An 11497-nucleotide genomic window follows, 5' to 3' on the forward strand; every position below is an offset into this window, starting at 1 on the left:
CGCCGATCTTCTCCCACTCGTGCAAGGATATCTCTAAGCGTTCCCGCAGGCTATCTATCGTATTGTATTCTTGGGTATTCAAGTCTAAGTGAAGTACCGGGTGCGCTTTCCAGTCTTTCTCCAATTTTTCCATCGCCAGCCCCTCGAACAGCTCCTTCTTTCCTTGGAAATAAGCTTCCAGCGTGGATAGCAACAGGCTTTTCCCGAAGCGTCGGGGGCGGCTGAGGAAATAATATCGTCCGGTAGTTGCCATTTGGTGAATCAAGGCGGTCTTGTCGATGTAAAGATAACCGTCTTTGCGAAGGCTCTCGAAGTTCTGTATGCCGATGGGATAAATTGTCCGGTTCATATCGTGCTGTTTTTAATGAGACTTACAGACAAAGATATATATTATTCCCGAAGGGACAAAGAGCGATACTTCTATTTGTCATCTACCCCGAATAAGGTGCCGGCGAGTGCCGGTGTATGTACGTCGTTGCCGGTTTGTTTAGAACCCTTCCTTCACGATCCGTTTGACCGGGAGGAAGAATCGTTCGATCAGGCGTAACTCTTCCGTCACGATCTCGGCGGAAGCCCCGGTCTCGGGCGAGACGGGTAGGTCGATACCGTAATTAGTTCTGAGGCCCTCGGAGAAATCGATATCCGCCGTATAGTACTCATCGGTGGGGACCAGGGAGATATTCGATACCACGCCGCTGACCACGCCAAACTCCTGATCCGGGAAATTAGCGAAACGTACGATCACCCGCTGGCCTCTCCTTACCTTTCCCGAGCGGGCTATCGGTATCCGTACTTTCCCCATCAACCGGTTCTCGCCCTGCGGCACGACGGTGAAAGCCACCTCCCCGGATGGGATATACTGGTTCTCGTTCCAATACTTGGTGAATGTCACGGCACCCCCTACCGGGGCGATGAGGCAATAGCGCAGCCTCCACTCGTTTAGGCTGTTCAGCAATTGCTCCCGGGCGGTCTGTAATTCCTGCCGTAGCGTAAACTCTTTCTCGTTCCGCTCCAGCGTCAGATCCAGCAAGGATTGCTCTTGCTCTCCGATCTGTATCCTTAGGTTCTCGGCGGAGGCGGCCGCCCCTTCCAGCGAATAACGGTTTTGCAGCAGGGAAGCCCGGGCCGTCTCGTGCTCGTAGGAGGAGATCACGGACTGGCTATATAATAAGGAATCCCGCGCGTATTGCCGTTCCGCCAAGGCGAATTGCTCCGAGAGGGTCTTCCGCTGCCGTTCCGTCTTGTTGTAATAAGCCTTATACAACGTGATCTGTTTGCGTATAGAAGCTATTTTTCGCGGATAATAATCGATCTCCCTATAGTTGATACAAGCGTGGAGTGCCGCCAGCAGCCCCGAGTAAGCCCCTTGCATATCTCCCAGCGATAGCTCCTTATACCTTGATAAGGCCTTGTCCAGGCTATCCACGTCCATCCCGGATCGTTCCAACGTCTTCTCCAGATAGATGGCATCTTCCGTATCGGCGTGATTCTCTATGACCGCCAGCCAATCGCCAGTATTTACCGGAAGGTTATCCGTAACGAGCAGCTCCTGTATCTTCCCCTCCGCCCGTGTCACCACCGCCGTTGCGGGATGTTGCCCCGTCAATGTCATCTCCGCCGTGATCACGTCCGGATACTTAAAGAAACAGCTTCCCACCAGCAACGCCATCACCACGACGAACAACAACGTTATCCCCCACCTCACGATCCAGGCCGGCACTTGCCCCATCACCTCCTGCACCTCCTCGCTCCTCAGCTCTATATCTTTACCGGAATCTCTCTCCATAACTGTCACTTGTCAACTATCAACTGTCAACTCTTAACTCCCAAGCTCCAACTGGTTCTTCACCAGCCTATAATAAGTCCCCCGCAAGGCCGTCAGCTCTTGATGCGTCCCTTCCTCCACGACGCGTCCCTTGTCCAGCACCACGATCTTGTCCGCGTCCCGCACCGTGCTGAGCCTGTGCGCTACGATCACCACCGTCCGTCCCTTGTAGAAGGCGTGCAACTGCTCCATGATCTCCCGCTCGTTGTTCGCGTCCAAGGCGTTCGTAGCCTCGTCTAGGAAGATGAAGTCCGGGTTCTTGTACACCGCCCGGGCGATCAGGATCCGCTGTCTCTGCCCTTGGCTCACCCCGTTCCCCTCCATGCCGATCTTCGTATTATATCCCAGCGGGAGAGAATCGATGAAATCCCGGATATTCGCCACCCTCACGGCATGCAGCAGGCGTTCCTTGTCCACCACCTCCTCGCCGGCGGCTATATTGTTCGCTATCGTATCCGAGAAGATAAAACCATCCTGCATGACCGAACCCGTCTTGCTACGCCATACGTGCGGGTTCAGGTTCCTGAGGGAGGTATCGCCCACCTTCACATCCCCCTTGTTGGGGTTATAAAAACCGAGCAGGAGTTTCACGATCGTCGTCTTCCCGCTTCCGCTGGCCCCCACGATGGCGGTCACCCTGTTATGGGGTATCGTCAGGTTGATATCCTCCAGCACGTAATCCCGGTCCGCCCCGTCATAGCTGAAGCTGAGGTTTTCCAGCCGTAGCGTCCTGTCATCGGGGAGAACATTCAGTCTTATCCCGCCTACCTGTTCCTCGTCCTCCTTCCCGTGTATCTCGCCGAGCCGCTCCAAACTGATCTTCGCGTCCTGCAAGGACCGTGAGAAATCGATCAATTGCTCGATCGGCGAGGAGAGCTGCCCCACGATGTAGGTCACCGACATCATCATACCCAGTGTCATATCCCCTTGCACGACGGCCCGTGCCGCGATGAAGGAGATGAGTATGTTCGTGGTCTGGTTGAAAAAGACCGCCCCGAGTTGCTGATATTGTTGTAACGCCAACCCCTTGATCCCTATCTTGAAAAGCTTTACCTGTATTCGTTCCCATTTCCATCGCATCTTGGTCTCGCAATTATTGAGCTTGATCTCCTGCATTCCGGTGATGAGCTGGAATAGGTTGCTCTGCTCCCCGGCCGCCTGCGAGAAACGCTTTACGTCCAGCTCCCTCCTCCATCGCATGAAGGCGAGTACCCACGCCACGTATAAGCCGTTGCCTACCAAGAAGAGTCCCAGTATCGTCCAGTCGTAATAGGCGAGCACGAACCCGAACACGATGAAGTTGACGAAAGAGAAGAGCGTATTGATGGATGTCCCCGTCATGAACGCCTCGACGCGGTCATGGTCGCCGATGCGCTGCATGATATCGCCCACCATCTTGGTATCGAAGAAATGCAGGGGCAGTCGCATCAGCTTGGCGAGGAAATCGGAGATCAAGGCGATATTGATCCTCGTGTTTACGTGCAGCAATATCCAGCTCCGTATGAAGTCCACGGACAGCTTGGCGATAAAGATCACCAATTGCGATATAAGGATCAAGGTTATAAAACCTAGGTTGTTGTCCCGTATACCGGTATCCACCAGGCTCTGCGTGAGGAAAGGCAGGATGAGTTGCAGTACGCTGGCCGTCACCATGCCCAGCACCAGCTGTACCATCTCCCGTCTGTAGGGCGACAGATATCGGAAAAAGAATCTGAGGTTACGTTTCCTGTCTCCCTCCTCGTCCTCCATCCCGTAGAACTCCGGCCCCGGTTCCAGCAAGAGCGCCGTCCCGGTATCCTGCCCGTCCACCTTGGTACTGACCCAGCACCGCTTGAACTCCTCCCTCGAATAGCAAAGCAGTCCCGCCGCCGGGTCCGCTATGTAGAACTTCCCTTTCTTTATCTTGTAGCAAACCACGAAATGATGCTGGTTCCAATGCAATACGCAAGGTAGAGGGCATTCCTTCTCCAGCTCGTCGATGGTGATCCGCACGCCTGACGTACGGAACCCGATCGCCTCCGCCGCCTCGCTGATACCGAGCATGGACACGCCTCCCCGGGTGATAAAGGCTTTCTCTCGTAGGTTCTGGATGGAGTAGGCCCGTCCGTAATGCTTGGCGATCATGTGGAGGCAGGTGGGGCCGCAGTCCATCGAGTCGAGTTGGCGATATGTAGGGAAGGGTTTAAGCACTTTTTACAAAGGATTAATATGACATAAATTGTTTTTCCCGATCGCTAACTCATAATTAGAGGGGGACGGGCAAATTAATTTATAGCGGCATTGGGAGCAAGGTTCTAGATCGTAGCGTGTGCGGCGCCAAGATGTTCCCTTTTCCAGTTCTTCACATAACATCTCTTTAATAGGATCTTGAATATGACCGAGAGGCTTTTCGTTTACATTTGCGTATACGTTGCCATCTGACAAGATAGTTATTTTTCCGAAATTATTTGTGTTGAGCGCTTGAAGGGCGAATACTCCTTGCTTGTCGAGTTCTATATTATCCAATTCCTCTTGATCGATAAAGATACATTCCTCAAAGAAGTCTATGTTTTCTCCGGTATAAAATGGCCGGATTGTCACGTCATCTACCAGTCCACTCAACTGTTCGCCTAAGATTTCAGCATCTTCATATTCCGGGAAAGAAGTTATACCGATTTCCCAACATTGCTTGATTTGGAGATTCTTGATCTTTTGAGCAATAGCAATAATTGAAGACACATCTGCCAGTTCGTTTACGAGGATCTTTAGTCGGAAGCTCTCTTTTCTAATCCTACTTAGCAACCTTAAATCCTCCGGTATATTGCGCCAGTCCGAAACTAATGTATGTATAGCATCTATTCCTTCAAGAATGGATAATATATCTTCTAATCCCTTGTATTGAAATATATTTCCTCCCGAAAGCGTTATCGCCGCTCCTGTGTAATAGGTAGAAAATAAGAAGTTTTTCAATAAAGCAGGATCGAGTACATCCGCTGATTTTGTACAACAGAGATATTGTTTATACCGATCTTGACAGTCAGGGCAATTAAAAAGACATGTACCGCTCACATAGATAGAGACCTCATGTAGGTAAGAAAGAATATTTTCACCGATTGGAACCTTGTGTTCTTTTAAACGCTCTGCACTTTTTTGTAGGTTCAAGACAGGAGGCATAATAAGGGGTTTTTCTAAATTTCCTTCTATTATATCTCCTAAGCCCAAAGCTTGGATAGTTTCCACAAAATTCAATAAGTGGACATCTTCTAGATCTTTTACATGAATCTTTACACTATAAAGTTGATCAATATCCTGCAATTGTTTAACGATTGAAACCAAGATTGTATTTTTTTTAAAACATATTCTTTTAAATATCAATGAGTTATAAAATAGAAAATTATCTAAGTCTTCGCTAATAAAGACAAATGGATAAAGATACAACCAGATCATTTTCATGTTTTTATGTTTAATTATACTAAAATAATTTCATTCATTATACGTTTATACAATTCTGATCTTTTAGCAAGTATTCTCATGCTATCGTTAAGATATTCTTTAAATTTTTGCTTGTCTGCCATTCGTTCACAAATCGGATTTTCACCTATATTAGAAATATCAAACATACACATCAAACAATGCATTTTATAAAAGCAATTTGCGCATAAACTCTTTATCGAATTATAATAATTATTATATTTAAAAGCTATATTTTCCAAATCAATATTAACCCTTGAATTTTCTATTTCCCCTAATGCAAATTCATGTCCAATTCTTTCACATGGCAATATTTTATTGTTAACTGTCATAAATATTCTACGAGAAAATGGTAAACATGTAGATGTTGGTAAATGTTCAACACCTCCTTTGTTTATCAATAAATCATTGTAATTTTCATATACATTGCCGGAATAATGAAAAACAAACGACTGCAATTTTTTTATATCATTTGATTCTAAATCAAGTATTTTATTCATTTCTTCATTAATATTATTGTCCATTTTTTCCAATTTAGGATGAGCCATAATATTAAAATCATTAATCATCGATGATCTAACACCTGTGTAATTAAGCATAGAAAAATTCGGAATTTTACCAAACTCATGATAGATAAATGAAAAAATCTCTTGTTGATTATTTAAATTATGTATGACAGAATTAATCTGCAAACAACTATCAAAATAATCATAATGATATTTTTGTATGTATTTCAATGTGTCGTAAACAATCTTAAAAGATGGATTTCCATTTTGGAAATTACGATACGCATCGTTTTTCTCTGATCCATCCAAACTAACAGTTACAATAAAACTATATTTAATGATAAAATCAAGATGCTTTTTCAGATATATGGCATTTGTTGTTATCATATATTTAAAAAGCACATGACTATTCTGTATTTTTTGAGTATAATCAACGATATCTTTAATAAACTTCATATTTAGTAAGGGTTCTCCTCCATAAAAGCTAATAAATACTTCATTTTTTGGAGAAATATTTGCAGAAGAGTCTAATTTATCTACAAGATAATCAATTAATAATTTAGCCTTCTTAGGATCTATCTTCTTATTAGATCTAACATCATGATTGTGATAAAATTTTCCATATATACAATAAACACAATCAAGATTACATGAATCTGTAATTTCAAAACCAATATGTCTGATATTTGCTAAACTATGATTAACATCTACTGCGGAAATTTGTCCATTTAAAGAATATGAATAATTAGCGTTATTTATATCACAATAACAAGAATTATTTTTTCTTTTACAAATAGTAATATCAGCATTATTTTTTCTTATAATCAAATCATATTCTTTTTCAACTTGAATTGAAATATCATTATTATTTTGAATCAAATTGTAGTTCATTATTGTATATAATTTTAATAATTAAATATTATAAAAGATTGTTTATGGATTCTATTAATCTCGTAATAAAATCAGATACGAGTTCCAACTACCATTCACATTCTTTACTAATAATGATGTTACCTAATTCTAAAATTAACAGGAAGCGAATATAAGATACGAACAGCCTTGCCGTCTTCTAAGCCGGGTTTCCACTTCGGGAAGGACTTGATGACCCGAATCGCTTCTTTATCCAACGAGGGAAAAATACTTTTTTTAACCACTATATCCGAGAAACTGCCATCTTTGTTGATTATGAACTCACAGATCACCGTACCTTGTTTACCGGATTCCAACGCATCCTTTGGATATCGGATATTCTTTGCTATGAATGATAAGATCCCCTCTGCGCCTCCTGGATAAGATGGCATGACATTTACCCGCTTATAAACCTTATCATCAGATTGGTTGGGATTCACATCCGCTTTAGTAGAATGTGCATAAACCGTTAGCGACATGATCAACACGATGAAATAGCTGATTGTTCTCAAAACCTTTGATTGTCTAAATTGAAAGTTCTTCATGATTACTTCTTTTTATTTGTTCTTTTTTTGCCAATTATTAATAATTCGTTTGTCCCATAATTGAAGCTGTCGAATTGTCTCTTCAACTCTGGCGACAAACTGTATTTGCCCGCTTTTACGTCTGGATACAACTCATACCATTCTACCGTACCGACATAATATTCTTCCGTACTGAACCGGGGCCATACAGAAGGACCTCCATGTATATCGTCCTGGAGTTGCTCTTTAGCCACAAAGCCAAACCCTGACTCTTTATCGTAGATCATGTATCGCCAATCGTCCTCACTAGTCTCATAGGGATTGTTGCTGACTCCATTCCTGCGCTGACATGACAAGAAGAGGAAACGATCATCCTCTATGACGTTTGGGATTCCCCAATAGGCACTCGCATGCTTCTCGTAGTCTGTATTAGAAAACCAAGCCTCGTATTGAATCGGCAATTTATATTTTCCCATGTCAAAAACGATATGTGGATACATATCGGAAGAAGACAAACGGAATACGGTATCGTTAGAGGCTCTGTTTTTCAAATACAGATTGGCTTTATACCGATAAAATTCTTTTTCATGGCGCGAATGGACGAAATAGACACCGTCCGTGTTCTTTACCTGAGTTCCATAGTTCGGGTTGGGAACGGCACACAACGTGTCTCTCTTCTCATTGAAGGCGTGGATAAGATATTTTTCTTGATGAATCCCTAAAGCTGTAGTCCATAAAACCGTGTCAGAGATTCCGACATTATAAAAGAAATCTTCCGTGATTTTCACGTTACGAATATAGTTGCCTTCCAAGTCATAAAACAGGATTTGTTTGGCATCGGCCACAAGGACCTCTTTCCTTTTCGGGTCATAGTCTATTCCACGTATTCCTAGATATTCCCCCGGGCCTTGTCCCTTACGGCCTATTGACTGAATGAACATTCCATCTTCCGAAAACTTGCAGATACCAGCCAATGAACGGACAATCCAATAATCATCCACTTTCAAGACATCCGAAATTCGGGTCACGATAATATCCTTTGGGGTTTTTAATTCTATATATTCAATCGTATCCGCTATCTCTGATATGCTAACGATTTGTTCCTTATTTAAGCATTGCTCGAAATCGACAATGACAATATCAGTCCTTTTCTCTTCCTGATTACAACCTAAAACTATCATCAATAAAGAAAATACCAAATAAAATACATCTATTTTTACTTTCATAAAAGTCATTATGATATTGTTATTAATTGGAAGCTAAGAAAAATAATCTCTTCTCAGCTTCCAATTGATTGTAGTTAGAAGTAAGCAGTCCATTCTGCGTAAGCAGTACCTATTGTCGGGCTTGAAGAGCCACACTTGTCCCGACAATAATCACCACCTTTTAATTCCTTTAGCTGTCTCTCATTCAACTCTTTCTTAGACAACTCTGTTAGTTTGAGTTTTTTAACCTGTTTCATATCTCTAATTATTTAGCCTTTAAACAATAACATATGCCACATTTTACTCATGACAGAATAATTCATTATAGTTGCAACAAGTGTGACCTCTTAATTATTCCTGTTGCAACTATCTAAAACAAATCTATTTTTACCTAAAAATGCATGCCATGTGTGTTTGGCAGGTATAGTCTAAGACTATTTTTAGGCTTTATTATTTTTAATCTATTTTTCTTCATCTCATTTCTTTTTACGGCACATCACGATCAACTCGTTCGTGCTATATCCGAATTTCTTGAATTGTTCTTTCAAGGCCGGTGCCAAGTTATAATTGCCCTTCTTGATCTCTTCGGATAAATTGTACCATTCTACCGTGCACATATAATAATCATCCGTGACATAACGAGGCCAGATCGCCGGACCACCCATTATGTCATCTATGATTTTCGTCCCTTGTTCTCCGTTTGTCACGAAGCCCTTCCTCTTCTCTTTGTCGTAAACAATGTATCTATAATTGTCTTCATTATGCACATATCTATTCTCATCTACGGGGGCGCACCGAAGCGACATCAAGAATAGATAATGGTCATCTTCTCCTACAGTAATCACGCTCCAATAGTGTTTCCCATACTTGTAATGATCACCGTAAGAGTACCAAGCCTCGTATTCTACGGGTAACTTGTATTTGCCCATGTCGAATATTACATAGGGGGTCAGATCTTTTCCTGAAACCCGGTAGATCGTATCATTGACCTCTTTCCCTTTTAGATAGAGATCCTTTTTATAGCGATAAAAAGGTTTCAAATATTTTGCCATAGATGCTCCTGCGCCATCATCTTTACTTTTCATTCCATAGTGCGGATTGGGTATGGATGCTATCGTATCTCCCTTTGAATTTAAGGCAAATGCGATATACTTACATCCCTGATTCACAAACTCACTAACCCATACAACTGAATCTGAACAGCCTATATTGAAAAGGTATCCCCATTTTTCCTCTCGTAGGAAATTACCGTCAAAATCATAAAACAATAGCTTTTGGGCAACATCCGAAATCACGATTTCCCGTTTTCCAAAGTCTATATCCATTCCTATAGCCAATGTATATTCGCCGGGACCTTGTCCATCTCTACCTATTTTCCTTATATAATCTCCATTCTTGGTAAATTGGAAAACTCCATCACGTGAAAAGATAAATAGGAACTCATCCGTTGGGATAATATCCCAAATGCGAGTAATGATTGTTTCCTTTGGCGTTTTTAACTCTAAAAACTCTATGGTATCAGCGATCTCGGATAATCGCATCGTCCGTTCCGTATTCATGCATTGCTCGAAATCTACGATATAGGAGGCTGAACCTTTCGAAGGAGAGTGCTCTTTCGAATGATTACATCCCGCCGAAAAAACAGATAAAAGTATAATAATAAATGGTGTACTACATATCGTTCTCATGTATTCAACGCATTATTTAGATAGATTAAAACAACTATTCCAGATTTGTCTTACTATTTTTTCCTCATCAGAGGATGGATCAGGTATCAATACCCTTGCAACCGCAGATGTTTTATAATTCATACGTATGGCCGAATAAAGGTCATAGTCTTCCTTGTACGCCGTTTTATGCGAATTTAAATTTGCCAGTTTTTCATCCACCTCTGAGAGAATCTCTTCAATATCCCCTTCTATAAATTTTTCTCGCAGTAAATAGGTAATACCCCATCCTATACCGGTCAAGCCATCCGTAAATCGAAAAGGTAGAGAATCTGGTAGTTCTAAAACAGAATCCATCATCTCATCAGCGAATTGCTCATACAGAATATCCCCGCTGTAACGACTATATTCGTAAAACAGAATGATCATACCCAGTTTACCATTGTATAATCCCGGATTTTTCAATTCTTCCGTCCTTAATACTCCGAAACGAAGAAGATCTTTTAATTTTTCTTTATGTTGTATAAATAAGTTTTTCATATATTATCTTATAAATAAAAAGCCAATTCAGTATCCCAACTCCCAAAAAAGTAGTGTGCGCAATAGGCATATCTTATTTTTTCGAGGAACACCTCTTTTTCTCCCTGAAAGATGTATCGATGCATATCATATTTAGAGACGGGAGTTACTTGCGAGTAAGGGAATCCATAAGCTCCGTTCTCCTTTTTTAAGCGATCAAACAACCGATTGATCATATTAGGACCAGTCGAATGCATGACTGTTTCAATCGCAGACTTTTTCTCTACCGTATTTCTTAAAATCTCATTCAAGATAGTCCGCCAACCCAAATTTTCTTTTTCAGAGACTAAAAAAGCATTGCCTATACGTACGGGCTTTGTATGAATAGGAGGCTCTTCTCCAAATCCAATCGTTACATTTTCCAATATGAGGTTTATAGATCTAAAGCATTCCGTATCTAAATCCGTGTATACGCCACCATATACATATAATATCATGTAACGTATCGTATCCCAACGCTGCACGTTATAAGGAAAGCTATTGTACATAGCAAGATACTCCGGAAAATGTTTTTCTACCAATTTATCCATTTCCTCTCCATTCCAAAGATGATACTCCCAATCTGGATTCTGTTCTTTCCAAGTCCTCGCTAAGATTTGCAAACGTGTGGGCATACATGGTTCTGTACGTCCTTCCCAGACTTGATGTATGATTTTAGGAATAGTCATGTCAATCTGTTATTAGTAATTATATTTCTCCTATTATTTCCTGACTTCATCACTTTTCTGCGCCATCACATAGCATAGATTGAAAATCAGATGATTAATATATAAAAGAGGGTGGCTTTGGGTGGCGCAAGCAAAAAACCGCTATATTTGCCCCATGTATATCC

At 41.9% G+C, this 11497-nt stretch carries 11 protein-coding genes; all 11 read right to left on the reverse strand.

What is annotated here, in order from left to right; translation table 11 throughout:
- Positions 1-349, reverse strand: a 349-nt coding sequence (locus PHO71_RS24125; protein WP_300208568.1) for an AAA family ATPase, incomplete at its 3' end; no start/stop codon positions are given.
- A gap of 138 nt (positions 350-487) precedes the next feature.
- Complete coding sequence (locus PHO71_RS24130) at positions 488-1786, reverse strand: HlyD family efflux transporter periplasmic adaptor subunit (RefSeq protein ID WP_300208570.1); 1299 nt, start codon at positions 1784-1786, stop codon at positions 488-490.
- A gap of 33 nt (positions 1787-1819) precedes the next feature.
- Positions 1820-4015, reverse strand: a complete 2196-nt coding sequence (locus PHO71_RS24135; RefSeq protein WP_300208572.1) for a peptidase domain-containing ABC transporter — start codon at positions 4013-4015, stop codon at positions 1820-1822.
- Between the two features lie 3 nt (positions 4016-4018).
- Positions 4019-5257, reverse strand: a complete 1239-nt coding sequence (locus PHO71_RS24140) for a TIGR04150 pseudo-rSAM protein (protein WP_367279934.1) — start codon at positions 5255-5257, stop codon at positions 4019-4021.
- Positions 5258-5271: 14 nt separating this feature from the next.
- Complete coding sequence (locus PHO71_RS24145; RefSeq protein WP_300208574.1) at positions 5272-6672, reverse strand: radical SAM peptide maturase; 1401 nt, start codon at positions 6670-6672, stop codon at positions 5272-5274.
- 119 nt (positions 6673-6791) lie between these two features.
- Positions 6792-7202, reverse strand: coding sequence for an energy transducer TonB (locus PHO71_RS24150; RefSeq protein ID WP_300208576.1), 411 nt, complete (start codon positions 7200-7202; stop codon positions 6792-6794).
- A gap of 35 nt (positions 7203-7237) precedes the next feature.
- Positions 7238-8440, reverse strand: coding sequence for a 6-bladed beta-propeller (locus tag PHO71_RS24155; protein WP_300208578.1), 1203 nt, complete (start codon positions 8438-8440; stop codon positions 7238-7240).
- Between the two features lie 74 nt (positions 8441-8514).
- Positions 8515-8676, reverse strand: a complete 162-nt coding sequence (locus PHO71_RS24160; protein ID WP_300208580.1) for a TIGR04149 family rSAM-modified RiPP — start codon at positions 8674-8676, stop codon at positions 8515-8517.
- A 219-nt stretch (positions 8677-8895) separates the two neighbouring features.
- Positions 8896-10107: a 6-bladed beta-propeller gene (locus PHO71_RS24165; RefSeq protein ID WP_300208582.1), complete on the reverse strand. Its 1212-nt coding sequence runs from the start codon at positions 10105-10107 to the stop codon at positions 8896-8898.
- A 12-nt stretch (positions 10108-10119) separates the two neighbouring features.
- A complete protein-coding gene (locus tag PHO71_RS24170) occupies positions 10120-10626 on the reverse strand; it encodes a hypothetical protein (RefSeq protein ID WP_300208584.1) in 507 nt (168 codons plus the stop codon).
- Positions 10627-10634: 8 nt separating this feature from the next.
- On the reverse strand, positions 10635-11333 hold the full coding sequence (locus tag PHO71_RS24175) for a glycosyltransferase family 32 protein (RefSeq protein ID WP_300208586.1): 699 nt from the start codon (positions 11331-11333) through the stop codon (positions 10635-10637).
- Positions 11334-11497 lie beyond the last annotated feature (164 nt).

The organism is Bacteroides sp., assembly GCF_028690125.1.
Lineage (GTDB): Bacteria > Bacteroidota > Bacteroidia > Bacteroidales > Bacteroidaceae > Bacteroides.

Coding starts and splice junctions, on each gene's coding strand:
- PHO71_RS24130 (WP_300208570.1), bottom strand. CDS start 1,786: ATGGAGAGAGATTCCGGTAAAGATATAGAGCTGAGGAGCGAGGAGGTG.
- PHO71_RS24140 (WP_367279934.1), bottom strand. CDS start 5,257: ATGAAAATGATCTGGTTGTATCTTTATCCATTTGTCTTTATTAGCGAA.
- PHO71_RS24145 (WP_300208574.1), bottom strand. CDS start 6,672: ATGAACTACAATTTGATTCAAAATAATAATGATATTTCAATTCAAGTT.
- PHO71_RS24155 (WP_300208578.1), bottom strand. CDS start 8,440: ATGAAAGTAAAAATAGATGTATTTTATTTGGTATTTTCTTTATTGATG.
- PHO71_RS24160 (WP_300208580.1), bottom strand. CDS start 8,676: ATGAAACAGGTTAAAAAACTCAAACTAACAGAGTTGTCTAAGAAAGAG.
- PHO71_RS24165 (WP_300208582.1), bottom strand. CDS start 10,107: ATGAGAACGATATGTAGTACACCATTTATTATTATACTTTTATCTGTT.
- PHO71_RS24170 (WP_300208584.1), bottom strand. CDS start 10,626: ATGAAAAACTTATTTATACAACATAAAGAAAAATTAAAAGATCTTCTT.
- PHO71_RS24175 (WP_300208586.1), bottom strand. CDS start 11,333: ATGACTATTCCTAAAATCATACATCAAGTCTGGGAAGGACGTACAGAA.